This window comes from Microbacterium luteolum, assembly GCF_039533965.1.
Classification (GTDB): Bacteria; Actinomycetota; Actinomycetes; order Actinomycetales; family Microbacteriaceae; genus Microbacterium; species Microbacterium luteolum.
The window spans coordinates 268,704-294,014 of record NZ_BAAAUN010000001.1 but is presented as its reverse complement, the minus strand read 5'-3'; the positions used below and the strand labels follow the sequence as shown (position 1 = coordinate 294,014).

24 protein-coding genes and 1 tRNA gene are annotated in these 25,311 nt (G+C 68.7%); 14 read left to right on the top strand and 11 right to left on the bottom strand.

Features of this window, described 5'->3' with window-relative positions:
- Positions 1-8: 8 nt before the first annotated feature.
- From sufC to sufB, 4 genes are read right to left on the bottom strand one after another with little or no spacing between them, the layout of a single operon-like run.
- Positions 9-779, bottom strand: a complete 771-nt coding sequence (gene sufC / locus ABD648_RS01430; RefSeq protein ID WP_282216959.1) for a Fe-S cluster assembly ATPase SufC — start codon at positions 777-779, stop codon at positions 9-11.
- Positions 780-1,106 carry a non-heme iron oxygenase ferredoxin subunit gene (locus ABD648_RS01425; RefSeq protein ID WP_116637043.1) on the bottom strand — a complete coding sequence of 109 codons (327 nt, stop codon included), beginning with the start codon at positions 1,104-1,106 and terminating at the stop codon, positions 780-782.
- Entirely contained in the window at positions 1,103-2,308 is a 1,206-nt protein-coding gene (gene sufD / locus ABD648_RS01420) for a Fe-S cluster assembly protein SufD (protein ID WP_282216958.1), read from the bottom strand. Before sufD ends, ABD648_RS01425 begins: the two co-directional genes overlap by 4 nt.
- Positions 2,309-3,727, bottom strand: a complete 1,419-nt coding sequence (gene sufB, locus ABD648_RS01415) for a Fe-S cluster assembly protein SufB (protein ID WP_282216957.1) — start codon at positions 3,725-3,727, stop codon at positions 2,309-2,311.
- A gap of 234 nt (positions 3,728-3,961) precedes the next feature.
- On the opposite strand from sufB, the gene ABD648_RS01410 reads away from it, so the two are divergent.
- Together ABD648_RS01410 and ABD648_RS01405 are read left to right on the top strand one after the other, a co-directional pair.
- Complete coding sequence (locus ABD648_RS01410; RefSeq protein WP_282216956.1) at positions 3,962-5,083, top strand: COX15/CtaA family protein; 1,122 nt, start codon at positions 3,962-3,964, stop codon at positions 5,081-5,083.
- Positions 5,084-5,149: 66 nt separating this feature from the next.
- The gene (locus tag ABD648_RS01405) at positions 5,150-5,626 is read left to right on the top strand and encodes a hypothetical protein (protein ID WP_282216955.1); all 477 of its coding nucleotides are present in this window, start codon (positions 5,150-5,152) and stop codon (positions 5,624-5,626) included.
- 103 nt (positions 5,627-5,729) lie between these two features.
- On the opposite strand, the gene ABD648_RS01400 is transcribed toward ABD648_RS01405, so the two are convergent.
- Complete coding sequence (locus ABD648_RS01400) at positions 5,730-6,644, bottom strand: heme o synthase (protein WP_425561718.1); 915 nt, start codon at positions 6,642-6,644, stop codon at positions 5,730-5,732.
- 254 nt (positions 6,645-6,898) lie between these two features.
- Here ABD648_RS01400 and tkt point away from each other — a divergent pair, with 254 nt between their 5' ends.
- Genes tkt through pgl form a run of 6 tightly spaced genes read left to right on the top strand, consistent with a single transcriptional unit; the run spans position 6,899 to position 15,013 of the window.
- Positions 6,899-9,010 (top strand): transketolase, encoded by a 2,112-nt coding sequence (gene tkt / locus ABD648_RS01395; protein WP_282217474.1) that lies wholly within the window; start codon positions 6,899-6,901, stop codon positions 9,008-9,010.
- The gene (gene tal, locus ABD648_RS01390) at positions 9,007-10,119 is read left to right on the top strand and encodes a transaldolase (RefSeq protein ID WP_282216954.1); all 1,113 of its coding nucleotides are present in this window, start codon (positions 9,007-9,009) and stop codon (positions 10,117-10,119) included. Before tkt ends, tal begins: the two co-directional genes overlap by 4 nt.
- Positions 10,116-11,723 (top strand): glucose-6-phosphate isomerase, encoded by a 1,608-nt coding sequence (locus tag ABD648_RS01385; protein WP_282216953.1) that lies wholly within the window; start codon positions 10,116-10,118, stop codon positions 11,721-11,723. Before tal ends, ABD648_RS01385 begins: the two co-directional genes overlap by 4 nt.
- Positions 11,724-11,745: 22 nt before the next feature.
- The gene (gene zwf / locus ABD648_RS01380) at positions 11,746-13,296 is read left to right on the top strand and encodes a glucose-6-phosphate dehydrogenase (RefSeq protein ID WP_116637050.1); all 1,551 of its coding nucleotides are present in this window, start codon (positions 11,746-11,748) and stop codon (positions 13,294-13,296) included.
- Positions 13,293-14,228, top strand: a complete 936-nt coding sequence (locus ABD648_RS01375) for a glucose-6-phosphate dehydrogenase assembly protein OpcA (protein ID WP_282216952.1) — start codon at positions 13,293-13,295, stop codon at positions 14,226-14,228. The genes zwf and ABD648_RS01375 overlap by 4 nt, the downstream gene beginning before the upstream one ends.
- Before the next feature lie 5 nt (positions 14,229-14,233).
- A complete protein-coding gene (pgl, locus tag ABD648_RS01370) occupies positions 14,234-15,013 on the top strand; it encodes a 6-phosphogluconolactonase (RefSeq protein WP_282216951.1) in 780 nt (259 codons plus the stop codon).
- 42 nt (positions 15,014-15,055) lie between these two features.
- Here the strand turns inward: pgl and ABD648_RS01365 are convergent, their stop codons facing one another.
- Positions 15,056-16,126, bottom strand: a complete 1,071-nt coding sequence (locus ABD648_RS01365) for a DMT family transporter (protein WP_282216950.1) — start codon at positions 16,124-16,126, stop codon at positions 15,056-15,058.
- Between the two features lie 43 nt (positions 16,127-16,169).
- Here ABD648_RS01365 and def point away from each other — a divergent pair, with 43 nt between their 5' ends.
- Both def and ABD648_RS01355 read left to right on the top strand, forming a co-directional pair.
- Complete coding sequence (def, locus tag ABD648_RS01360) at positions 16,170-16,736, top strand: peptide deformylase (RefSeq protein WP_282216949.1); 567 nt, start codon at positions 16,170-16,172, stop codon at positions 16,734-16,736.
- Between the two features lie 129 nt (positions 16,737-16,865).
- Positions 16,866-17,381, top strand: coding sequence for a hypothetical protein (locus tag ABD648_RS01355; protein WP_282216948.1), 516 nt, complete (start codon positions 16,866-16,868; stop codon positions 17,379-17,381).
- Between the two features lie 69 nt (positions 17,382-17,450).
- Here the strand turns inward: ABD648_RS01355 and ABD648_RS01350 are convergent, their stop codons facing one another.
- Positions 17,451-18,029 (bottom strand): helix-turn-helix domain-containing protein, encoded by a 579-nt coding sequence (locus tag ABD648_RS01350; protein WP_282216947.1) that lies wholly within the window; start codon positions 18,027-18,029, stop codon positions 17,451-17,453.
- 67 nt (positions 18,030-18,096) lie between these two features.
- On the opposite strand from ABD648_RS01350, the gene ABD648_RS01345 reads away from it, so the two are divergent.
- Positions 18,097-19,107 carry an NAD(P)/FAD-dependent oxidoreductase gene (locus tag ABD648_RS01345; RefSeq protein WP_282216946.1) on the top strand — a complete coding sequence of 337 codons (1,011 nt, stop codon included), beginning with the start codon at positions 18,097-18,099 and terminating at the stop codon, positions 19,105-19,107.
- Complete coding sequence (locus ABD648_RS01340) at positions 19,104-19,781, top strand: SAM-dependent methyltransferase (RefSeq protein ID WP_282216945.1); 678 nt, start codon at positions 19,104-19,106, stop codon at positions 19,779-19,781. The genes ABD648_RS01345 and ABD648_RS01340 overlap by 4 nt, the downstream gene beginning before the upstream one ends.
- Positions 19,782-19,815: 34 nt before the next feature.
- Here the strand turns inward: ABD648_RS01340 and ABD648_RS01335 are convergent, their stop codons facing one another.
- Both ABD648_RS01335 and ABD648_RS01330 read right to left on the bottom strand, forming a co-directional pair.
- Entirely contained in the window at positions 19,816-20,907 is a 1,092-nt protein-coding gene (locus ABD648_RS01335) for an alcohol dehydrogenase catalytic domain-containing protein (protein ID WP_282216944.1), read from the bottom strand.
- Entirely contained in the window at positions 20,904-22,439 is a 1,536-nt protein-coding gene (locus tag ABD648_RS01330) for an APC family permease (RefSeq protein WP_282216943.1), read from the bottom strand. Before ABD648_RS01330 ends, ABD648_RS01335 begins: the two co-directional genes overlap by 4 nt.
- A 271-nt stretch (positions 22,440-22,710) precedes the next feature.
- On the opposite strand from ABD648_RS01330, the gene ABD648_RS01325 reads away from it, so the two are divergent.
- Both ABD648_RS01325 and ABD648_RS01320 read left to right on the top strand, forming a co-directional pair.
- The gene (locus tag ABD648_RS01325; RefSeq protein ID WP_344708099.1) at positions 22,711-23,640 is read left to right on the top strand and encodes an Lrp/AsnC family transcriptional regulator; all 930 of its coding nucleotides are present in this window, start codon (positions 22,711-22,713) and stop codon (positions 23,638-23,640) included.
- Positions 23,641-23,687: 47 nt separating this feature from the next.
- Positions 23,688-24,608 (top strand): dihydrodipicolinate synthase family protein, encoded by a 921-nt coding sequence (locus ABD648_RS01320; RefSeq protein WP_282216941.1) that lies wholly within the window; start codon positions 23,688-23,690, stop codon positions 24,606-24,608.
- Between the two features lie 22 nt (positions 24,609-24,630).
- Here the strand turns inward: ABD648_RS01320 and ABD648_RS01315 are convergent, their stop codons facing one another.
- Positions 24,631-25,050 carry an NUDIX domain-containing protein gene (locus ABD648_RS01315; protein ID WP_282216940.1) on the bottom strand — a complete coding sequence of 140 codons (420 nt, stop codon included), beginning with the start codon at positions 25,048-25,050 and terminating at the stop codon, positions 24,631-24,633.
- A gap of 144 nt (positions 25,051-25,194) precedes the next feature.
- Positions 25,195-25,267, bottom strand: a tRNA-Asn gene (locus ABD648_RS01310).
- Positions 25,268-25,311: the final 44 nt, after the last annotated feature.

Here is a 25,311-nt window from a genome sequence, read left to right as displayed (position 1 = left end):
CGGTCAGCCTACGCCTCGATGGGGGCAGCGGGGTCGAGGAAACGGTCGTATCCCTCGTCCTCGAGCCGGTCGGCGAGCTCGGGTCCGCCCTCTTCGACGATCTTGCCGGCGACGACCACGTGCACGTAGTCGGGACGGATGTAGCGGAGGATGCGCGTGTAATGCGTGATGAGCAGGACGCCCAGGCCGGTCGACTCCTTGGCGCGGTTGACGCCCTCGGAGACGATCTTCAGCGCATCGACGTCGAGGCCGGAGTCGGTCTCGTCGAGGATCGCGAACTTCGGCTTCAGCACCTCGAGCTGCAGGATCTCGTGACGCTTCTTCTCACCACCGGAGAAGCCCTCGTTGACGTTGCGCTGTGCGAACTTCGGGTCCATGCGCAGGTTGGACATGGCCGCCTTGACGTCCTTGGTCCAACCGCGGATCGCCGGCGCTTCGCCGTCGAGAGCGGTCTTGGCCGTCCGGAGGAAGTTCGTCACGGTGACACCGGGGATCTCGACCGGGTACTGCATCGCGAGGAACAGGCCGGCACGAGCACGCTCGTCGACGCTCATCGCGAGGACGTCCTCGCCGTCGAACGTGATGGAGCCGGAGGTCACCGTGTACTTGGGGTGACCCGCGATCGTGTAGGCGAGCGTCGACTTGCCCGAGCCGTTGGGGCCCATGATCGCGTGGGTCTCACCCGTGTTCATGGTGAGGGTGATTCCGTTGAGGATCGGGGTGGTCCCCGACTCGGTCTCGACCGTCACAAACAGGTCGCGGATCTCGAGAACAGACATTCAGACTTCCTTCGTCACGGTCGGGTCGATGAGCACGTCGTCGCCGTCGATCTCGACGACGTAGACCGGGACGGGCTCATAAGCGGGGAGGTTCTGGGGCTTGCCGGTGAGCAGCGAGAAGGCGGAGCCGTGGGCCCAGCACTCCACCGTGTCACCTTCGACGAAGCCCTCGGAGAGCGAGATGTCGCCGTGCGTGCAGACGTCGCCGATGGCGTGGATCACGCCGTCGCCGTCCTTGATCACCGTGATCGGCACACCGGCGGGATCGACACGCAGCGGCGTGTCCTGCTCGAGGTCGGCGACGCCGCACACGCGTTCGGCGGTCATGCGTCGACCACCGCGAGTTCGGTCTCGATGGCGTCGAGCAGCTCCGTCTCCAGGGCCGGGATACCGAGGCGCTGCACGATGTCGGTGAGGAAGCCGAGCACGACGAGCCGTCGTGCCTCTTCTTCACTGATGCCGCGCGCCTGCAGATAGAACAGCTGCTCGTCGTCGAAACGACCGGTCGCACTCGCGTGGCCGGCGCCGAGGATGTCGCCCGTCTCGATCTCGAGGTTCGGGATCGAGTCGGCGCGCGCGCCCTCGGTGAGCACGAGGTTGCGGTTCGCCTCGTAGGAGTCGGTGCCGTTGGCGTTCGCGCCGATCAGCACGTCGCCGATCCAGACGCTGTGCGCACCCTTACCCTGCAGGGCGCCCTTGTACAGCACGTCGCCCTTGGTGTGCGATCCCTTGTGGTGCAGGTAGACCTGGCTCTCGAGGTGCTGACCGGCATCCGCGTAGGAGAGGCCGTAGAGGTAGCCCTCGGAGCCGGCGCCGGCGAGCTCGACGTTCGGGTTGACCCGGACCACGCCGCCGCCGAAGCTGACGACGAAGTGCTTGAGCGTCGCATCCGCTCCGACGCGGGCCTGGTGCGCGGAGGCGTGCACGGCGTCGTCCTGCCACTGCTGCAGGCTGATGACCGTGAGCTTCGCACCGTCGCGGACGATGATCTCGACGTTCTGCGCGTACTGCGCCGAACCCGTGTGCTGGAGGACGACGGTCGCGGAGCTGTGCTCGAGCGCCTCGATCACGATGTGCGCATCGGCGCGACGGTCGGCGCCGAGACCCGTGATCGACACGAAGACGGGCTCCGCCACCTCTTCCTCGCGCGGGATGCGCACGTGCAGGGCCTCGGTCGCGCCCTGCCAGGCGACGGCCGCCGTCACGTCCTCGGCGAGGAAGACCTCGCCACGCGGAGCATCGCCGGCTGCGAGCGGGGCGGAGACGTACTGCTCCCCCGCGCTGAACTCGTAGCGGACGCCGTCGTTCGGCGACGCGACGGCGAACAGCGACGTCAGCTTCGCGACGGGCGTGTGCTTCCAGTTGACCTCGCGCCCCGTCGGCGCGCCGAAGTCGGCGGGCTCGAAGGAATGCGGCCGCTCGGAGCGGGTCTGCACGGGGACGAAGCCCGCGGCGGCGACCTGTGCTGCCGGGTCGATGTGCGCGTTCGTATCCTGCGTCCCTGCGGACGCCGTAGCCTGAGCCGTCATCTAGCCGACACTGCCTTCCATGCCCATCTCGATGAGCTTGTTCAACTCCATCGCGTACTCCATCGGCAGCTCGCGCGCGATCGGCTCGATGAAGCCGCGCACGATCATCGCCATCGCCTCGTCCTCGGGCATGCCGCGGGACTGCAGGTAGAACAGCTGCTCCTCGCTGACCTTCGAGACCGTGGCCTCGTGGCCGAGCTGCACGTCATCGACGCGGATGTCGATCGCCGGATAGGTGTCCGAGCGCGACTTCGTGTCGACCAGCAGCGCGTCGCAGCGCACGGTGTTCGCGGAGTGGTGCGCGTTGGCATCCACCCGGACCTCGCCGCGGTAGCCGGCTCGTCCGCCGCCGCGGGCGATCGACTTCGAGACGATCGACGACTGCGTGTACGGAGCCATGTGGATCATCTTCGCGCCGGCGTCCTGGTGCTGGCCGGGGCCGGCGAACGCGACGGACAGCGTCTCACCCTTGGCGTGCTCGCCCATCAGGTAGATCGACGGGTACTTCATCGTCACCTTGGAGCCGATGTTGCCGTCGACCCACTCCATGGTCGCGCCCTCGTGGGCGACGGCACGTTTGGTGACGAGGTTGTAGACGTTGTTCGACCAGTTCTGGATCGTCGTGTAGCGCACGCGGGCGTTCTTCTTCACGATGATCTCGACCACGGCGGAGTGCAGCGAGTCCGACTTGTAGATCGGGGCCGTGCAGCCCTCGATGTAGTGGATGTAGCTGTCCTCGTCGGCGATGATCAGCGTCCGCTCGAACTGGCCCATGTTCTCGGTGTTGATGCGGAAGTAGGCCTGCAGGGGGATCTCGACGTGCACGCCCTTGGGGACGTAGACGAACGAGCCGCCCGACCAGACGGCGGTGTTGAGCGCGGCGAACTTGTTGTCGCCGGCCGGGATGACCGTGCCGAAGTACTCCTCGAAGAACTCGGGGTGCTCGCGCAGGGCCGTGTCGGTGTCCATGAAGATGACGCCCTGCTGCTCCAGGTCCTCGCGGATCTGGTGGTAGACGACCTCGGACTCGTACTGCGCGGCGACGCCGGCGACGAGGCGCTGGCGTTCAGCCTCGGGGATGCCGAGGCGCTCGTACGTCTCGCGGATCTCGACAGGCAGGTCCTCCCAGGACTGCGCCTGCTTCTCCGTCGAACGCACGAAGTACTTGATGTTGTCGAAGTCGATCTCGCTGAGGTCTGCACCCCAGGTCGGCATCGGCTTCTTGCCGAAGAGCTGGTATCCCTTGAGACGGGTCTTCAGCATCCACTCGGGCTCATGCTTGAGGGCCGAGATGCCGCGGACCACCTCTTCCGAGATTCCGCGTTTCGCAATGGCTCCGGCGGCATCTTCATCGTGCCAGCCGAACTCGTACACCCCCAGGCTGTCCAGCTCTGGGCGGTCGATCAGCACATCCGACATCTCACACTCTCCTCACAGGTCCCGAAACGGTGTCATCCGCCCCGGCACACGTGATCCCCGTCGAGTCTGCGGGAGTGTGTGCCGTTGGTTGGGCCCTCATCACCGGCGCATTCATCGCGCCTAAACTGTTGTCGATGCTGCAGCGCTGTCAGCGCTCATCGCAACAATCCGATTCTACAGGTTTCGCCTGACAACCGGGCCGTGCCCGCCGAGTCAGCCCGGTCCGGAGGACCCATGCCCGACACGAAGATGCCCGCCGCCATCGCGAAGACCGGCGGCGGTCCGGGGGCGACAGCGACGCGACCCGCCGTGTGGGGGCGTGCACTTCGGATCCTCGCCTGGCTGTCGTTCCTCACCGAGACCATCATCATCGGCACAGGTGGCGCCGTGCGCCTCACCGGTTCGGGACTCGGATGCTCGGAATGGCCGCTGTGCACACCGGAATCGCTCGTTCCGACGCCGGAGCAGGGGATCCACGGCGTCATCGAGTTCGGCAACCGGATGATGACCGGCGTGGTCGGGATCATCGCGATCGCGGTCGTCCTGCTCGTGCTTCACCGCATCGGCGGCCGGCGTGCGCTGGTCAGTTCGCTCTGGTTCGCCGGCGGCGGAATCGTGGCCGCGGTCGTGGCCTACGCGATCGCGCGCCCCATCAATAAGGATCTGGCCTTCCCCGTCGCGGCGGCCGTGCTGCTGCTGGTCGTGATCGCCGCGGCGGTGTACTCAGTGCGTGCAGCCACCGAGCGCCGAGATCTCATCCTGCTCGCCTGGATCACGCTCGTCGGCGTGGTCGCGCAGGCGTTCGTCGGCGGCATCACCGTGCTCACCGGCCTGAACCCGTTCATCGTCGGCTTCCACTACACGTCGTCCCTCCTGCTCGTCTGCGTGACCGCAGCCTTCATCGTGCGTCTTTACGCGGCGCCCGGCCCGCGCGAGCGAGCGGTGCCCAAGTGGTTCGCGATCCTCAGCCACGTCACGGGGCTCGCTCTGGCCGTCACGATCGTGTTCGGCGTACTGACGACCGGCTCCGGCCCCCACTCGGGCGATGCCGACGTGTTCCGCCACGGCTTCGACGCGACCGTGCTCGCGCACGTGCACTCCTGGCCCGGGTACATCCTCGCCGGGCTCGTGCTCGCGCTGACGATCTCGGCTTGGGTTCTGCGCCTGGAGCCGCGTCGCTGGCTGCTCGTGCTGGTCATCGCCATCGCCGTGCAGGTCGGCGTCGGCGTGCTGCAGGCTCGCGAGGGCCTCCCTCCCCTGCTGGTCGGCATCCACATGGTGCTCGCCTCGCTGTCGGCCGCCGCGTACACGGTCGTCGTGCTGCATCTCAAGCGACCGGTCGCTCAGGAGGACTGACCCCGCACAGGCGATCCATAGGGCCCGCATCGGCGTCTCATCAGCGCATCGGGAATCGTGGGCCGCATGAACACCTCACTCACACGAAGCATCGGATTCTGGCTCCTCCTGGTCGTGTCCCTCGCCACGACGGCAGTCGGCGGCTGGCTCATCTCCGGCCAGATCGGCACGATGACGACCACCCTGCTCGATGGCACCGCCACCGGCGTCGAGGTCTACGTCGGGCAGTCCCTCGTCGTCGTGGGCGCCGGTGTGCTCGCTGCCGGGATCGTCGGCATCCTGCTCACCCTCGGACTCGTCGCGGCGCGATCGCTCGTCCCCGCACCCGCACCCGCGCCCGCGGTCGTCGAGGCGATCGACTGGACGGCCGAGCCCGAGGAGAAGGCCACCCCGGTCGAGACGGCATCGACGACGGTCGAGGGCTCGGTCGGCGCCACTCACGATGCGGAGCCTGCTGCCGCCGCCGATGCAGAACCCGCCGACGCAGAACCTTCCGACACCGAGGCGGAGTCCGAAGAGACGACTCCGGCGGTCACGCGCTGATCGGATCGCCTCACAAGGAGCGGCGTCGAGCGATCGGCGCCGCTTCGTCGTCTCCGCACCACCGCGGCGACGGGCTCGCGGTCGAGACTGGAAAGTCAGCCGGTCAGAACGGGAGCAGCGGATCGAGCGCGACGGCGACGAAGATCAGCGTCAGGTACGTGATCGACGCGTGGAACACCCGCATCGGCCGCGCCTCGGTGCCGTGCACGGCCCGGTTGTAGAGACGGTGCGACTCGTAGATGAACCATCCGCCGAACACGAGAGCCGAGACGGTGTAGACCAGTCCCATGTTCGCGATCGGGACGAGCAGCAGCGAGCACGCCACCGTCGCCCAGGCGTACAGGATGACCTGGAGCCCGACCTGCGAGGCGTTGCGCGTGACACCGAGCATCGGCACGTCGACGTCCTCGTAGTCGCCCTTGTACTTCATCGACAGCGGCCAGTAGTGCGGCGGCGTCCAGAGGAAGACGAGCAGGAAGAGGATGAACGCCGGCCAGTCGAGCGAGCCGGTGACGGCGGACCATCCGATGAGCACGGGGAAGCATCCGGCGATCCCGCCCCAGATGATGTTCTGCTCGGTGCGGCGCTTGAGGATCATCGTGTAGATCACGACGTAGAAGAAGATGGCGACGGCGGAGAGTGTGGCGGCGAGCCAGTTCGTGGTGAGCAACAGCCAGACCGTCGAGGTCACGGCGAGCGTCCAGGAGAAGATCAGCGCACCGCGCGGGGTGACCTCGCCCGTCACCAGCGGGCGCTTCTCGGTGCGGTGCATGTGCGCATCGATGTCGCGGTCGAGGTACATGTTGAACGCCGCGGCGGAGCCGGCGCTCAACGAGCCTCCGACAACGGTCGCGAGCACGAGCCACATGTTCGGGAGTCCGCCTTGAGCGAGGAACATCACCGGAACGGTGGACACCAGCAGCAGCTCGAGGACGCGCGGCTTGGTGAGGGCGACGTACGCCTTCACGGTGCGACCGATGGATTTCCTCACAACGGTCTGATCAGACATCGTCGAGATCTCGATCGCCTCCTCCGCACGCGTCACGACAGCCCTTCCAGTCTATGGCACACCGGCCGGGCGCCTTGTCCGCTGACGGCTTCACACCCGCTCTCCGAGCCATGTGAAGCGTCGTAAAAGGGGGTAACGGAGCGACCCACGGGGCTATGCTGAAAAGACTCGCGCGCCCGGCGCTCATCCACCTCTTCCGTAACGATGCGGACCGCGATTGTTGCTTCCCGGGTGCTCTCGAACTGTTGGAGAAGGGCTTCACCGTGTCGGAATTGCAGTGGGATGAGATCGATCGGCGTGCGGTGGACACCGCACGGATCCTGGCGGCGGATGCTGTGGAGAAGGTCGGCAACGGCCACCCCGGTACCGCGATGAGCCTGGCTCCCGCCGCGTATCTCCTCTACCAGCGTGTGCTGCGCCACGACCCGACCGATGTCGACTGGCTCGGCCGCGACCGCTTCATCCTCTCCGCGGGTCACTCCTCTCTGACGCAGTACGTCGAGCTGTACCTCGGCGGATTCGGCCTCGAGCTGGACGACCTGAAGGCGCTGCGCACGTGGGGCTCCCTCACCCCGGGTCACCCGGAGTACGGTCACACCAAGGGCGTCGAGATCACCACCGGCCCGCTCGGCCAGGGGCTCTCCTCCGCCGTCGGCTTCGCCTACGCCGCCCGCTACGAGCGCGGCCTGTTCGATCCGGATGCCGCTGCCGGCACCAGCCCGTTCGACCACTTCGTCTACGTGATCGCCGGTGACGGCGACCTGCAGGAGGGCGTCACGAGCGAGGCCTCCTCGCTCGCGGGCCACCAGCAGCTCGGCAACCTCATCGCGATCTACGACTCCAACCAGATCTCGATCGAGGACGACACGAACGTCGCCTTCACGGAAGATGTCGCGAAGCGCTACGAGGCCTACGGCTGGCAGGTGCAGGTCGTCGACTGGAAGAAGACCGGCGAGTACGTCGAGGACGTCGCCGAGCTCTACGCCGCCATCGAGGCCGCCAAGGGCGAGACCGCGAAGCCCTCGCTCATCATCCTCAAGACGATCATCGGCTGGCCGTCGCCCGGCAAGCAGAACTCCGGCAAGATCCACGGTTCCGCGCTCGGCGCCGACGAGCTCGCGGCGACCAAGAAGGTCCTCGGCTTCGACCCCGAGCAGAACTTCGCCGTCGCGGACGACGTGATCGCGCACACCCGCGGCCTGGCCGACCGTGCCGCCCAGGCACGCGCGGACTGGCAGGAGTCCTTCGACGCCTGGGCCGCCGCCAACCCGGAGCGCAAGCAGCTGCTCGACCGGCTCGAGTCGGGCGAGCTGCCCGCCGACATCGACGCCGCCCTCCCTGTCTTCGAGAGCGGCAAAGAGGTCTCGACCCGCGCCGCATCCGGTCAGGTCATCAACGCCCTCGCCGCCGAGCTCCCCGAGCTGTGGGGCGGATCTGCCGACCTCGCCGAGTCGAACCTCACGACGATCAAGGGCGCGCCGTCGTTCATCCCCGCCGAGTGGTCGACGCACGAGTGGTCCGGCAACCCCTACGGCCGCGTGCTGCACTTCGGCATCCGCGAGCACGCGATGGGTGCCATCGTCAACGGCATCGTGCTGCACGGCCCGACCCGCCCGTTCGGCGGCACGTTCCTCATCTTCAGCGACTACATGCGCCCCTCGGTGCGTCTGGCCGCGCTGATGAACATCCCGAGCATCTTCGTCTGGACGCACGACTCCGTCGCGCTCGGCGAAGACGGCCCGACCCACCAGCCGATCGAGCAGCTCGCCACGCTCCGCGCGATCCCGAACTTCTCGGTCGTCCGCCCCGCTGACGCGAACGAGACGTCCGTCACGTGGCTCGAGATCCTCCGCCGTCAGGCCGGCCCGACCGGCATCGCCCTGACCCGCCAGAACATCCCGGTGTTCGAGCGCGGCGACGGCGCAGCATCCGGTGACGAGTTCGCCGCCGCCTCCGGCGCGGTCAAGGGCGCGTACGTGCTCGCCGAGGCGCCGAACGGCACGCCGGACGTCATCATCATCGCCACCGGGTCCGAGGTGCAGCTGGCCGTGAACGCCCGCGAGGCACTCGCCGCCGAGGGCGTGAACGTGCGCGTCGTCTCCGCTCCGTCGCTGGAGTGGTTCGACGAGCAGGACGAGGCGTACCGCGAGAGCGTGCTCCCGGCGGCCGTCACCGCCCGTGTCTCCGTCGAGGCGGGCTCCGTGCTCAGCTGGCGCGGGATCGTCGGCGACCGCGGTCGCTCGATCGGCATCGACCACTTCGGCGCCTCCGCCGATTACAAGACCCTCTTCGAGAAGTTCGGCATCACCACCGAGGCCGTCATCGCGGCCGCACGCGAGACCATCGCCGCAAACAGCACCAAGGAGAACGCATGAGCACCCCCACCGCAGAGCTCGCCGCCGCAGGTGTCAGCATCTGGCTCGACGACCTGTCGCGCACCCGCATCTCCTCCGGCAACCTCGCCGAGCTGATCGAGTCCCGCAACGTCGTGGGCGTCACGACGAACCCGACGATCTTCGCGAACGCGATCACCGACAAGAGCAACACCTCGTACGACGCTCAGGTCACCGAGCTCGCCGCGTCCGGAGCCACGGCCGAGGAGGCCGTCTTCGCCGCCACGACGCAGGATGTCGCCGCCGCGCTCGACGTGTTCCGTCCCGTCTGGGAGAAGTCCGGCCACGTCGACGGTCGCGTGTCGATCGAGGTCTCCCCCGATCTCGCTCACGACACCGCGGGCACCGTGGCTCAGGCCAAGGAGCTGTGGGCCAAGATCGACCGGCCGAACCTGCTGGTCAAGATCCCCGCCACGAAGGCCGGGCTGCCCGCGATCGCCGAGGCCATCGGCGCCGGCATCAGCGTCAACGTCACGCTGATCTTCAGCCTGGAGCGCTACGCGGCGGTCATCGACGCCTACCTCACCGGGCTCGAGACGGCCAAGGCCGCCGGGATCGACCTCTCGACGATCCACTCGGTCGCGTCGTTCTTCGTCTCGCGCGTCGACACCGAGACCGACAAGCGTCTCTCCGCGATCGGAACGGATGCCGCTGAGGCGCTGAAGAGCAAGGCAGGACTCGCCAACGCGCGCCTGGCCTACGAGCTGTTCGAGCAGACCTTCGCGGGCGACCGCGCCAAGGCTCTCCTCGACGCCGGCGCGAACCCGCAGCGCCCGCTGTGGGCGTCGACCGGTGTCAAGGACCCCGCTCTCCCCGACACGCTGTACGTCACCGAGCTGGTCGCCCAGGGCGTCGTCAACACGATGCCCGAGAAGACGCTCGAGGCGACGTTCGACCACGGCGTCGTCACCGGCGACACGATCACCGGCGGCTACGACGAGGCCCGCGCGGTCTTCGCCGGGCTCGCCGAGGTCGGCATCGACTTCGACGACGTCACCCAGGTGCTCGAGGATGAGGGCGTCGCGAAGTTCATCGACTCCTGGCACGACCTGCTCAGCCAGGTCGCCGAGGGCCTGGAGGCCCAGCGATGACCTTCTCCATCCACACGTCGGGCGCTCCTCGCGCCGCGATCGACGAGACGGTTCCCGGCCTCGTCCACGACCTCGTGGCCTCGCGCATCACGAACGGCGATCCGACGCTCTGGGGCGCCGCTGCCGAGGCCGAGGCGGCCGTCCGGCTCGGCTGGGTCGAGGCCGTCTCGATCTCCCGCCCGTTGGTCGCCGAGATCACGGCTCTCCGATCCGAGCTGCACGCCAAGGGCGTCACGCGCGTCGTTCTCGCCGGCATGGGCGGTTCCTCGCTCGCGCCCGAGGTCATCGCGCAGACGGCCGGCGTGCCGCTGACGATCCTCGACTCGACCGCACCCGGCCAGGTGCTCGCGGCCCTCGACGAGGGACTCGCCGACACCGCGCTGGTCGTGTCGTCCAAGTCCGGCTCCACGGTCGAGACGGACTCGCAGCGTCGCACCTTCGAGGCGGCGTTCCGCGATCTGGGCATCGACCCCACCGAGCGCATCGTCGTCGTGACCGACCCGGGCTCTCCGCTCGACGTCTCGGCACGCGAAGCCGGCTACCGCGTCTTCAACGCCGACCCCAACGTCGGCGGACGCTACTCGGCTCTCACGGCCTTCGGCCTCGTTCCGTCGGGCCTGGCCGGCGTGGACATCGACGAACTGCTGAACGAGGCCGAGGCCTCGCTGCTCGAGGTCGCCGTGGACTCTGCCGAGAACCCGGCGCTCCGCCTCGGGGCGGCGATCGCCGCGACCACTCCGCGCCGCGACAAGCTCGGCCTGATCACCGACGGGACCCACATCAACGGGCTCCCCGACTGGATCGAGCAGCTCATCGCGGAGTCCACCGGCAAGGACGGCACCGGCATCCTCCCGGTCGTCCTGCTCCCGGTCTCCCCCGAGCTCGACTCGAAGCCCGCCGACCTGCAGATCGTCCGTCTGGTCGACGACGCCAACGAGTTCCACCTGCACGAGCGTCACCCGGGCGAGATCCTCGTGAGCGGCACGCTCGGCGCACAGCTCATCGTCTGGGAGTACGCCACGGCGATCGCGGGGCACCTGCTCCGCATCAACCCGTTCGACCAGCCCGACGTGGAGTCGGCCAAGATCGCCGCACGCGGCCTGCTCGATGCGCGTCCGGAGCCCACCGCCCCGGCGTTCACCGAGAACGGCGTCGAGGTGCGGGTGTCCGACCCGGCTCTCGCCGCATCCGGCACGGTCGAGGGCGTGCTCGACGCACTCTGGGCGCAGCTCCCGGCCGACGGATACGTGTCCATCCAGGCGTACGTCAACCGTCTCGAGGTCCCGCAGCTCCAGGGTCTGCGCGAGCTCGTGGCCGCCGACTCCGGCCGGCCGACGACGTTCGGATGGGGACCGCGGTTCCTGCACTCGACCGGCCAGTACCACAAGGGCGGACCGGCCCAGGGCGTGTTCCTGCAGATCCTCGAGCGCACCGATGTCGATCTCGAGATTCCGGACCGTCCGTTCACGTTCGGTCAGCTCATCCAGGCGCAGGCCGCCGGCGACGCGGGCGTGCTCGCGGAGCACGGGCGCCCCGTCGTCTCGCTGACGATCACCGAGTCCTCCGACGACGTGCTCGCCCTCTTCGAAGCCGCACAGAAGTAGACAGCAGGAGAATCCCCCACCGATGTCTGTTCCCATCTCGCGCGGGCACAACCCGCTGCGTGACCCCGATGATCGTCGCCTCAACCGGATCGCGGGGCCCAGCGCCCTCGTGATCTTCGGGGTCACCGGCGATCTGTCACGCAAGAAGCTCATGCCCGCCGTCTACGACCTGGCCAACCGCGGCCTCCTGCCGCCCGGGTTCGCCCTCGTGGGCTTCGCCCGACGCGACTGGGAGGACCAGGACTTCGCCCAGGTCGTCTACGACGCCGTCAAGCAGCATGCGCGCACGCCGTTCCGCGAGGAGACCTGGACGCAGCTGCTGCAGGGCATCCGGTTCGTCTCGGGAGAGTTCGACAATCCCGACTCGTTCCGCAAGCTCCGCGAGACGGTAGAGAAGCTCGACGTGGAACGCGGCACGATGGGCAACCACGCCTACTACCTGTCGATCCCGCCGAAGGACTTCCCCCTCGTCGCGAAGCAGCTGAAGGAGTCCGGACTCGTCGGGGAGGACGCCGACGACGACGAGAACTGGCGCCGCGTCGTCATCGAGAAGCCGTTCGGACACGACCTCGAGTCCGCGCGCGCCCTCAATGCCGCACTCGAGGTGGCGTTCCCCGCCGACTCGATCTTCCGCATCGACCACTACCTCGGCAAGGAGACGGTGCAGAACATCCTGGCGCTGCGCTTCGCCAACGAGCTGTACGAGCCGATCTGGAACCGCAACTACGTCGACCACGTGCAGATCACGATGGCCGAGGACATCGGCGTCGGCGGACGCGCCGGCTACTACGACGGCATCGGCGCGGCCCGAGACGTGATCCAGAACCACCTGCTGCAGCTCCTGGCGCTCACCGCGATGGAAGAGCCGATCAGCCTCTCGGCCGAGCACCTGCGGGCCGAGAAGGAGAAGGTGCTCGCTGCCGTCCACGTGCCGGAGGATCTCTCCCAGGCGACCGCGCGCGGCCAGTACGCGGGCGGATGGCAGGGTGGCGAGCAGGTCACCGGCTTCCTCGACGAGGACGGGATGAACCCGGAGTCGACGACCGAGACCTACGCGGCGATCAAGCTCGAGATCGACACGCGGCGCTGGTCCGGAGTGCCGTTCTACCTGCGCACCGGCAAGCGACTCGGCCGCCGGGTCACCGAGATCGCCGTGGTGTTCAACCGCGCACCGCAGCACCTCTTCGGGCGGGGCAATGCCTCCGAGCTCGGACAGAACGCCCTGGTCATCCGTGTGCAGCCCGATGAGGGCGTCACGATCCGCTTCGGCTCGAAGGTGCCGGGCAGCGGATCGAACGTGCGCGACGTCACGATGGACTTCGGATACGGCCATGCCTTCACCGAAGCCAGCCCCGAGGCCTATGAGCGCCTGATCCTCGACGTCCTGCTGGGCGATCCGCCGCTGTTCCCGCGGCACGAGGAGGTCGAGCTCTCCTGGAAGATCCTCGACCCGGTGGAGAAGTACTGGGCAGCCGTCGGCGGCCCGGTCGAGCAGTACGCGCCAGGCTCGTGGGGACCGGCATCCGCCGACGACCTGCTGGCCCGCGACGGACGAGTCTGGAGACGCCCGTGATCATCGACCTTCCCGACACGACCGTCAGCCAGGTCGCGAAGCAGCTCGTCAAGGTGCGTGAAGACGGCGGCGCCGTCGCCCTCGGGCGCGTGCTCACGCTGGTCATCTCGGCGCGCAACGGCGTCGCAGAGGCAGCGATCGACGCGGCCAACGATGCCTCCCGCGAGCACCCGATGCGCGTGATCGTGCTCACCACCGGCGAGGGAGAGTCCCGTCTCGACGCGCAGATCCGCGTCGGCGGCGACGCCGGAGCCAGTGAGGTCGTGGTGCTCCGCGCCTTCGGAGACGCCGCCAGCAACGAGGAGAGCCTGCTCACGGGCCTTCTGCTGCCGGACGCCCCCGTGGTCGCCTGGTGGCCCGAGGAGGCGCCGGAGTCCCCCGCGACGTCGCCGCTCGGGCGCATCGCGCAGCGCCGGATCACCGACGCCGCGACCGCTCCGGATGTGCGCGATCGGCTCGCGCTGCTCGGCCGCACGCACGCTCCGGGCGACACCGACCTCGCGTGGACCCGCCTGACGCACTGGCGCGAACAGCTCGCTGCCGTGCTCGACCAGCCCCCGTACGAATCGATCACGGATGTCGAGGTCCGCGGAGCGGCAGCCTCGCCGTCCACGGCGCTGCTCGCGGCCTGGTTGCAGATGGCGCTGGAGGTGCCGGTGCGCTGGTCCTACGAGGAACCCGATCACTGGCAGGAGGGGATCAAGTCGGTGCGCCTCACACGCGAATCCGGCGACATCCTGCTCGAGCGTCCGATACCGGGCGTCGCGGTCCTGACGCAGCCCGATCAGCCGAACCACGATCTGCACCTGCCGCGTCGCACGCTGCGGGAGTGCCTCGCGGAGGAGCTGCGACGGCTCGACCCGGATGTCCTGTACGGTCGAGTGATCACCGAGGGCTGGGAGAAGCTGGGTCCGCCTGAGACGGGAGAGTGAAGTCGATGCAGGTTTCGTCCGCAGAGAAGCGGGTCGTGGTCGAGGCCACGCCTGCCGCCGTCGCCTCCCGGGTCGCCGACCGTTTCCTCGCACGCGTCCGTGCGCGCACGCGGAACGGTCGGATCGCTCACATCGCCCTGACCGGCGGTTCGATGGGCGGAGCGGTGCTGCGCACGGCTGCGGAGGATCCTCGCGTGTCGGAGATCGACTGGTCGCTGGTCCACTTCTGGTGGGGCGACGAGCGCTTCGTTCCCCGTGACGACCCCGACCGCAACTCCCTGCAGTCGCGTCGCGCGCTGCTCGACCACATCCCGGTGCCCTCGGAGAACGTGCACGAGGTCGCGGGCCCCGACAGCGGGCTCACCCTCGACGAGTCCGCCGCGGCATATGCGGCCGATCTCGCGCGGTACAGCACGGACGAGCATCCCTGGCCGTCGTTCGCCGTCTGCTTCCTGGGCGTCGGACCCGACGGACACATCGCCTCCCTGTTCCCGGATCGCGACGAGGTCACGGTGACGGACGCCGCGGCTCTGCCCGTGCGCAACTCGCCGAAGCCTCCGCCCGAGCGGGTGACGCTCACGCGACCCGTCCTGAACTCGTCCAAGCGCGTCTGGCTCGTCCTGACCGGAGCCGACAAGGCGTCCGCCCTCGGACTGGCGCTGGCCGGCGCGAGCTACACGAGCGTCCCGGCTGCCGGGGCGAAGGGCCGCAAGCGCACGGTGTTCTTCGTCGACGAGGCGGCGGCCGCAGAGGTCTCCCCCGACCTCATCGACCAGGCCTACTGAGGCCCCTCCACCGCGACGGTTTCGCGGCGTCGACGCGCTCGGCTAGGGAGCGTCGGGCCGGGTCTGATCCGTCTGCGGCCAGGCATCCGACCGGCTCGACGGCTCCGTCGTGCCGGGATCTGAGGCGGGCTGCGACGGATCGCTGCCCCGCACGATCGGCAGTTCCTGGCTCTCGCTCAGCACCTGCGGGTGGTATCGGGCGAGATTGACGACGCCCCAGACCGCGATGGCCCCGGCGACGCCGAAGATGATGAACACCCACCACGGCGCGGCCGCGGCCTCGCCGAGCACGATCATGCCGATCAGGACAGCGATGAGCGGGTCCACGACCGTGAGGCCGGCGATGACGAGGTCCGGCGGCCCCGAGCTGTAGGCGGTCTGCACGAAGTACGCGCCGACCGACGCTGCCGCGAGGAGCGCGACCACGCAGATGGCGGTGATCCATTCGAACTGGCCCGCTTCGATGCGCTTGATGACGACCTTCGCGAGAGTGGCGACGAAGCCGTAGAGGATGCCGGCGCCGATCACATAGAACAGCGCGCGCATACGGTGACGGAGGACGAGCCAGCACGCCCCCAGCACGATGATCACGACGAGGAGGAGGGCGAGGATCACGAACAGTTCGCGCTCGGTGACCTCCTTCTCGGTGGCGTAGATGGCCGCGAAGAAGACGAAGAGGAAGATGCCGCCGACGCAGAAGATGATCGCCGTGAGCGACTTCCGGGTCGGCGAATGGCCGGAGATGCGCGCGTTCAGGAGGGTCGTGATCACGAGCGCGATCGCACCGAGCGGCTGCACCACGATGAGCGGAGCCTTGACGAGCGCCGCGAGCTGACACACGATCGCGAGTCCGAGCATGAGCGTGCCGAGGATCCACGACGGGCGGGTCAGGAGCGCCTTGATCTGGCCGCCGGTGAGTCCGGTGGTGCCGTCGGAGCCGCTCAGACGCTCGACCTTCTCGACGCCGCGATGCTGGTACTGCGCACCGAGGGACATGAACACCGCACCGGCGAGGGCCAGCGGGATTCCGAGCAGAAGTCCGGGGTTCTGGAAGGCGCCGACGAGCTGTTCGCCGACCTCTTCGGCCGTATTCGTCCACACCCCAGCGCTCACACTACGACCCTACCTGGCACTTCCCGCCCAGTAGGGTTGTGACGTGGCTGTACTTCCGATTCGCATCATGGGCGACCCCGTGCTTCACTCCCCCGCATCCGCCGTCGAGGAGATCACGGACGAGATCCGCACACTCGTCGCCGACATGTTCGAGACGATGGATACCGCGCCCGGAGTCGGACTCGCCGCACCGCAGGTCGGCGTTCCGTTGCGCATCTACACCTACGCGTATGTGGACGATGACGATCAGCCCTGGCGCGGCGTGCTCATCAACCCCGTGCTCTGGATCGCACCGATCGAGCCGGGCGACCCCGACCCCGATCTGGAGTCGGAGGGATGCCTCTCCTTCCCCGGGGAGCGATTCCCCCTCCGTCGTTCCGAGCGTGTGCACCTGACAGCGACCGATCTGGACGGGCAGCCCGTCACGATCGACGTCGACGGCTGGCGTGCACGGATCATGCAGCACGAGTTCGACCATCTCGACGGCATCCTCTACGTCGACCGTCTCTCCGACGGAGACTGGAAGACCGTTCAGAAGATCGCGCGCAAGCGCGGCTGGGGGCGCCCAGGAGCCAGCTGGATGCCGGGCGTCGACGACCTCGAGGGCTGAGCCCGCTCCCAGCCGGATCACAGGGTCTGTGGAGTTGCGTCATAGACTCCGCGGCGGCTAGCGTGAGTTCGCGCGACCGAAATTTCGGCATGCCCGCGCATCAAGAGGCTCTGTGGAGGGGACACAATCATGATGAAACTGCGCAATCGACGCGCTCTGATGCTCGCAGGAACCGCGGTGGCGCTCTCCATCGCCCTGAGCGGCTGCAGCGCCATCAACAGCATTCTCGGGAGCGGCTCCGGCGACGCCGACCGCGACGAGGAGACCGGACAGGTCACCGAGAGCTCGAACATCGACGTCTTCGCTCTGAAGGTCGGGGACTGCAAGATGTCCAGCGCGACGGGTCTCATCGAGGCCGTCGACGTCGTGCCGTGCGGAGAGCCGCATGATGAAGAGGTCTACCACGAGTTCTCGATGGAGGACGGCGAGTTCTCCGAAGAGGCCGTCGACGCGGCGACCGAAGGCTGCATCGGCGATGCCTTCACCACGTTCGTCGGCGTCATCTGGGACGAGTCGACCCTCGACGTCTACCCGATCACCCCGACCAAGGAGACCTGGGACCAGCTCAACGACCGCGTGATCCAGTGCGTGATCTCCGACCCGGCGGGCCCGGTCACCGGCAGCCTCGCAGGCGCCGCACGCTGATCTGAAAGCAGTCGGCTGTCCGAGCGACATCCGGAGAGGGCCTCGCCGTTCGGCGGGGCCCTCTCTGCGTCAGGAGGCGGCCGGGCGTGCGCGCAGGTGGATGCGCTTGCCGTCTTTGCTGAAGATGGACACGATCTCGGCCGGACCCGGACCCGCGGCCGACAGCCAATGCGGAACCCGGGTGTCGAACTCCGCCGCCTCGCCAGGCCCGAGCGTCACGTCCTGATCGCCCAGCACCAGTCGCAGACGGCCCGAGATCACGTAGAGCCATTCCTGACCGTCGTGCACTTTCGGCTGCGGCACGGCGGTGATGCCGACGGGGCGGGCGGGGAAGGTGACCTTGTAGGTCTGCACAGGGCTCGACGCCGGCGAGAGCGATTCGTAGCGGATGCCCTCGACCTCCCTGGTCGTCCGCGACACCCGGGGGTCGGGAACGGCGCGCGGCACGATGTCGTCGAGGCCGAGGCCGAGTGCACGCGCGATCGGCACGAGCAGCTCGAGGTTCGGCGCCCGCTTGCCTGCCTCCAGGCGCGACAGAGTGCTCGGAGAGATGTCCGTCAGCGCGGAGAGGTCCGCAAGAGTCATGCTGCGCTTCTCCCGCCAGCTCTTGAGGCGAGGGCCGATGAGGGACAGGGAATCGTCGGGCACGTCGTCTCCCTTTGCTGATTCGGCACGGATAGTTGCCGAAAGCGTATCAGGCTCGGATGCTGAGAACATGACCGACGCCACTACTCCCCCCACCGTCCCCGCCCATCCCTCCGAGTCCTCGACGGCTCCCATCTCGGACGAGCGCTGGGACGTCATCATCATCGGCGGAGGTGCAGCCGGCCTGAGTGCCGCGCTCGTCCTCGCTCGAGCCCGGCGCCGAGTGCTGGTGCTCGACGCTCAGGAGCCGCGCAACCGGTTCGCGCCTCACATGCACGGCGTGCTGAGCCGGGACGGCTACTCTCCGCTCGACCTGGTCGCCGACGGCTACCGCGAGGTGCGCGCCGTCGACGGCGTGATCGTCGACGCCCGCGTCGCCACGACCCGCACGATCGCCGACGGGTTCGAGGTCGTCACCGAGGCCGGTGCACGTGCGACCGCCCGGCGCCTCATCGTCGCGACCGGAGCGCGCGACCTGCTGCCCGAGATCCCCGGACTGGCCGACCAGTGGGGTCGGGGCGTCGTCGCCTGCCCGTACTGCGACGGATACGAAGCCCGAGAGCGTGCGATCGGCGTGCTGGCGACCTCGGTGGCCGGCCTGCACAAGGCGCACATGCTGCGGTCCTACTCGGAGGACATCACGGTGTTCACCGGGCTCATCGACGGCCTCCCCGACGAGGAGCGGCTCGTCCTCGAAGCGCGCGGGATGCGTGTGGAGACCCGTGCCGTCACCCGTGTGGTCGCCTCCTCCGGCGAGCTCACCGCCCTCGGCCTGGATGACGGCTCGACGATCCCCGTCGACGTCGTGTTCGCCGAACCGGCTCTGGTCGCGCTCGATGAGCCGCTGCGCCAGCTCGGAGCCGAGCGCGTCGACACGCCGATGGGGCCGTGGACCGACGTCGACGCGCTCGGACGAACGAGTGTCGACGGCGTCTGGGCCGTGGGCAATGCAGCGAATCCGGGCGCACTCGTTCCGATCGCCGCCGGTTCCGGCGCCGCCGCGGCCCTCGCACTGAACGGGGAGTTCGTGGCGCTGGACGTCGCCGCTGCCGCCGAGCGGGTCGCGCGGGTCGCATCATGAGTGACGCCGGGCACTCCGTCGATCCGGTGACGGACCCTGCGGAGTTCTGGGAAGCGCGCTATCGAAGCACCCGCGGCGAGCACGGGAGAGTGTGGAGCGGTCAGGTGAACGCGGCCGTGGAACGCGAGGTCGCGGGTCTCACTCCCGGCACGGCTCTCGACCTGGGCTGCGGCGAAGGGGGCGACGCGCTGTGGCTCGCTGCGAACGGATGGACCGTGACGGCGATCGACATCTCCGCAGCCGCGCTCGACGTCGGCAGGGCGGAGGCGCAGCGTGCGGGGCTCGCCGACCGGATCCACTGGGTCCGCGGCGATCTCTCGACGTGGGAGCCGACCTCCGCGTTCGATCTCGTGACCTCGGCGTTCCTGCACTCCCCGGTCGAGCTGCCGCGCGACGAGGTGCTGCGGCGCGCGGCATCCGCTGTGGCGCCCGGCGGGCGGCTCCTCGTCGTGGGACACGGAGCAGCCCCACCAGGTTCGAAGCTCAGCCACCACGACCACGACGGGCCGCCGCTGCCGACCACCGACGAGGTGCTCGAGTCGCTCGCCCTGACCGACGAGTGGATCACGGAGACCCGGGCGATGGTGGAGAGGACCGCGATCTGGCGCGACGGCTCGACGGTGACGCTCGTCGATGCCGTGCTGCGCGTGAGGCGGTCCGGCCCACGCGCATAGGGTGCGCGTCATCGCTGCATGGTCGCCGCCTCGACTATGGAACGAGGATTCCGCGCAGGCCGATGCCTGCGCGGAGCTCCTCGAAGGCGATCTCCGCCTCGGCGAGCGGGCGCGTCGTACCCACGAGATCGCCGAGCGGCAGGCGGCCGTCGAGGAACAGACGCGCGAGGCGCGGGATGTCGACAGCACCGACGCTCGAACCGTAGTTGCATCCCAGCAGACTCTTGCCCTGGTCGGCGAGGTCGAAGGCGTCGATCCCCACCTTGGCATCGATCGGCGGCATGCCGACCACCACGGCGGCACCGCCCGAACGCACCATCGCCGGGAGCTGCTCGATGAGAGCGGGGCGGCCGACGGCCTCGAAGGCGTAGTCCGCGCCACCGAGGTGCTCCTGACACCACGCCGGGACATCGACCGTCGCACCGTCGAGTGTCGCGGTCGCTCCGAAATGCGCGGCCGCCGCGCGACGCTCCGCTGACAGGTCGACGGCGATGATCGCTCCCGCCCCCGCGAGACGCAGGCCCATGATGATCGCGAGCCCGACTCCCCCGCAACCGACCACCACGGCCGTGTCACCGGGCCGGACGCCGGCCGTGTTCACCGCGGCACCGACCCCGGTCGTGACCGCGCAGCCGAGCAGCGCGCCGACGTCGAACGGCAGTTCCTGCGGCACCTTGATCGCCGCTGTCCGTGGCACGACCACGTTCTTCGTGAACGCGCCCAAGCCCAGGAACGGCCACACCGGCTCACCATCCTCCTCGAAAGCCGTGCCGCCGTCCGGCAGCACGTTCTCCACCGCACGAGTGCCGGTGCACAGCCATGCTCTGCCGGCGGCGCAGCGCTCGCAGCGACCGCACGGGGCGAACCAGGAGAGGACGACGTGGTCGCCCCGCTCCAGGTCCACGCCGGCGCCGACGGCGGTCACGACGCCGGCAGCCTCGTGTCCGAGCACGAGCGGGCGATCCTCCGGCCAGTCGCCGTTCAGGATATGGAGATCGGAGTGGCAGACGCCGGCGGCACGGATCTCGACGGCGACCTCGCCCGCGCGCGGAGCCCGGACGGCGACCTCTCGGACGCGCATGCCGGATCCCGGCTCGAACACGACGGCGGGGTTCGTGACGGTCATCGTCCGGTCCCCTTCTCCGTCCGGTCGCCTCGCTGGGCTGCGGCCGCCGCGACCTGGACCTCGAGGTGCGGCTTGCGCACCACGAGATACCCGATGCCGATCAGGATGAGCGCACTGAACACGACGATCACCGCCCATACCTGCACCCACGTGCCGGATGCCGGGGCGAGCTCCGCCCTGGGCCACGCGACGTTGACGACCTCGAACGCGAGCCACGCCACCGCGAGGATGTTGATGATCAAGCCGAAGCGTCCCGGAGCGAACGAGCCACGGCTCGGATCCCAGCGTCCGTTCAGGCGTGCCCACAGCGCGACCACGGCGACGATCAGGAAGACGATGTAGAAGCCACCAGAGCCGAACGAGATCAGCGTGGCTGCCGCATTGCCGTTCAGGCCCAGCAGCAGGCCGAGTCCCGCGAGCACCGCTGTGGTGATGAGCGCGACGTGCGGGATCTCCTTTTTGCCGATCCGCGAAAGCGGCGTGGAGAACGGGATCTGGCGGTCGCGGGCGAAGCTGTACACCATGCGGCCGATGTAGGTCTGGATCGAGACCGCGCAGGCGAAGAAGGCGATGAGGACGACGACGATGAACGGCTTCTCCGTCCAGGCGCCGAAGGCCTCGGTGACGGAGGCCAGCACGGGGTCGCCGACCTCGCCGGTCACGGCACGAGCCGGGTCCCGCAGCGAGAGGGTGACCGCCGTACCGCTCAACAGCACCGTGATGCCGACGAAGAGGAAGGAGAGCAGCATCGCCCGAGGCACCGTACGACGCGGTTCATGCGCTTCCTCGGCGACCTGCGTCGTCGCGTCAAAGCCGAGGAACGCCCAGCCGGCCACCGCGAGACAGGTGAGCAACCCCGCGAGCGTCGATCCGCCGGAGTTCTCCTCCGCTCCCAGGGTCTGCACGAGCATCCCGATGTCGTTGTGGAGGAAGAAGACGAGCAGCAGCACGCTGACCACGATCGAGGCGACGCCCTCGGCGATGATCCCGGCGCTCAGGAAGTGCTTGACCGGGTTCACGCCGAGCAGGTTGATACCGAGAGCGACCACGAGGAAGACCGCGCCGTAGAGCACGAGGCCTCCGGCGCTCTCCGAGGCGTCGCCGACGAGCGCCTTCATCCAGATCCCGCCCAGGTAGGCGACCGTCGAGAGCGATGCGATGGCCGCCGCGAGGTAGATCCACCCGGTCATCCAGCCGAGCTTCGGACCGGCGAGGCGCCGCACCCACTGGTAGACGCCTCCCGTCATCGGGAACTGGGACGAGAGCTGCGCATAGACGGTCGCCACCAGCAGTTGGCCGATGAACGCGATCAGCACGGCCCAGATCCAGACGGGACCCGAGAACACGAATCCGAGCTGGATGACGGCGTAGATCCCGACGACCGGTGAGATCGTCGCGAAGCCGAGGGCGAAGACCGCCCAGGGCGAGAGAGCGCGCTTGAGCTCTTGCTTGTAGCCGTAGTCTGCGAGCTCGTTCTCATCGTGGCCGAGCTCTGCGGTTCGCCCGGATGATCGAGAGGAGGGGGTGGACATATCGGGGTGCCTTTCGCCATTGAGAGATCGGTCGGATCGTCATCGATCAGTCGATCGGGACCCGGAGGTCCTCGTCGTGCCGAACAGTCAGTCGTCTTCTTCCGGCTGTCGACCTGCTCGCTCAAGGACGACAGTAGGGCGGGTTCAGCGGGAACTGAAGCGAAAACCGAGCCGGATCTCACTGACTGTGCGTATTCGCCGCAATTCAATGCAGAATGAGAGACTCAACGTGCACCGAGGAGCCTGATCCTCGCGATGTGTACGCCCGTGCTTGACGAATCTGGAGGCCGAGATGGAGCATCGGGACCCGCTGACCACGCAGGTGCTCGCCGCGCTGCGCGAGGATGGACGGGCGAGCTACACCCGCATCGCGCAGTCGCTCGGCGTGACTCGGCGACGCATCACCCAGATCGTGGAACGCGCCGTCGAACGCCATGAGGTCGTGTTCACGGTATCCGTGAGCCCGGATCTGCTGGCGCTGCAGCGGTTCGCCTACACGCAGCTCCGGCTCGACGGGCCGGTCGCTCCGGTGCGCGAGGCCCTCATCGCGATGCCCGAGACCACGTTCGTCGCCGACATCAGCGGCGAGGCACCGATCGACGCGGAGATCCGAGTGGGTGCCGATCCGCATCTGAGGCGCACTCTCGATCGCATCCGCTGTCTCCCGGGAGTGCGCGACATGCAGACACACCTCTACGAGAGCATCGAGATCAACCTCTACTCCCCGCTCCGCACCGGTCGCACGGCGTTCCGCCTCGACGCCGTCGACCGGGCGATCGTGCGTCGGCTGCAGATCGACGGCCGCGCATCGTTCCTCGAGCTCGCAGAAGCAGCGGGCATCTCCCCCAGCGGCGCGCGGCTCCGGCTGAACCGCCTCGTGCGTCACGACGCCGTGAAGGTCGTCGGGATCCCGGTGCGACATGACAGCCCCGATCTCCTCACCCTCGGCGTCGGCATCCGAGTCCGCGGAGAGCTGGCCGCCGCGCTGGAAGAGGTGCGCCGTCTCTCGCCGGAGTTCCTCGCGATCACGATCGGCGAATACGAGCTCATCGCCACCCTCTCCGCCCAGTCGGTCGACGGACTCCTCGAACTCGCCGACCAGCTGCGTGCCAGCTCGCAGATCACGGGGATGCGTACCTGGACCAACCTGCGGACCGTCAAGGAGGAGTACGGCCGGGGCGACCGTCTCGCCGACGACTGAGGCCACGCGACGAGAAGCGCCGCTCCCCTGCGCTATTCTCGCTGAGCATGTATGACGAGCAGAGGAGCCCCTCCGTGTTCACCGGCCTGAGCGCCTTCCCTCTCACTCCCCTGCGCGACGATGCCTTCGACGAAGCCGCGTACGCGCGCCTCGTCGAGCGGCTCGTCAGCGCCGGCGTCGACTCGATCACAGCGCTCGGCTCGACCGGCTCCTACCTCTACCTCGACCGCGAGGAGCGCCGGCGCGTCGCCCGCGCTACCGTGACGCTCGCGGGAGACGTTCCGGTGATGGTCGGCATCGGCGCGCTGCGCACCTCTCAGGCGCAGCGGCTCGCCGATGATGCGCAGGATGCCGGCGCGAGTGCCGTGCTGCTCGCGCCGGTCACGTACCAGGCACTGAGCCCCGACGAGGTGTTCACTCTGTTCGAGGACGTCACGGCCGGGCTCTCGGTGCCGCTCGTCGTCTACGACAACCCGCGCACGACGCACGTCGCGCTCACCGATGAGCTCCACGCGCAGATCGCTGCCCTGCCGAATGTGGCATCCATCAAGATCCCCGGCGTCCCATCGGATCCCCGGGATGCAGCCGCGCGAGTGCAGGCGCTGCGCGAGCGCATCCCCGGCACGGTGTCGATCGGCGTGTCGGGCGATTGGCTCGCGGCAACGGGCATGAACGCCGGGTGCGACGCCTGGTACTCGGTCATCGGCGGCACGCTCCCCGACCCGGCACTCACCATCACCCGAGCCGCCCAGGCCGGCGACCACGCCGCGGCTACCGCGGAATCAGCCCGCCTCCAGCCGTTGTGGGATCTGTTCCTGGAACACGGCGGCTACCGCGTCACCGCCGCCATCGCCGAGCACCTGCAGCTCGTCGCCCCGGACTGCCTTCCGCGCCCGGTGCTCGGGCTGGGTGCGGCAGCGCGCGGACGAGTCGCAGAGGTCGTCGACCAGCTGGGACTGCGGGGCTGAGGGCTCCGAGCCGGACGAGTCCTCAGCGGCCGTCGGCGAGGCATTCCGCGAAGGCTCGCCGCACGATCTCTCGTGCCTCCTCGGGTACGAGCGGCTCGTCTGCGAGCTCGGCTATCGGGACCCATCCGGGCCGATACCGGTTGTCCTCGCTCTCCGCGAGGGCTTCCGGCCCACCCAGAACCGGCTCTCCGGGCACTGCCGCCATGAGCAGGTAATGCGCCCTTCGGTCGTCGTGATCGACAGTGGCGAGCTTGCCGGTCACGGTCGCGACGAGCCCGGTCTCCTCGGCCAGTTCGCGTACTGCTGCCTGGTCGGGGGTTTCGCCGGGCTCGATGCCGCCGCCCGGGAGCACGGTGTACTGCCGGCCGCCGTGGAGTCTCCTCATCAGCAGCACGCGGGAGCCGTCGAAGCACACGCAGACAGCGCGTTCCTTGGGGTTCATGGCATCCTCCCTCGCGCGCGGGTCCGTTTCTCCCACGCTACGGTAGGCCGCCTCTCGCAACCGGCCATCGGGTTGCATGGCTCGAGACGCGTGACGCCGGAAACGGCGAAACCCCGCCCGGAGGGGCGGGGTTTCAGGGGATTGCTCCCCGGCTTGGACTCGAACCAAGAACCTGCCGGTTAACAGCCGGCTGCTCTGCCAATTGAGCTACCGAGGAATGTGCTCCGCTGAGCGGGCAACTCGACAAGCTTAGCAAACTCC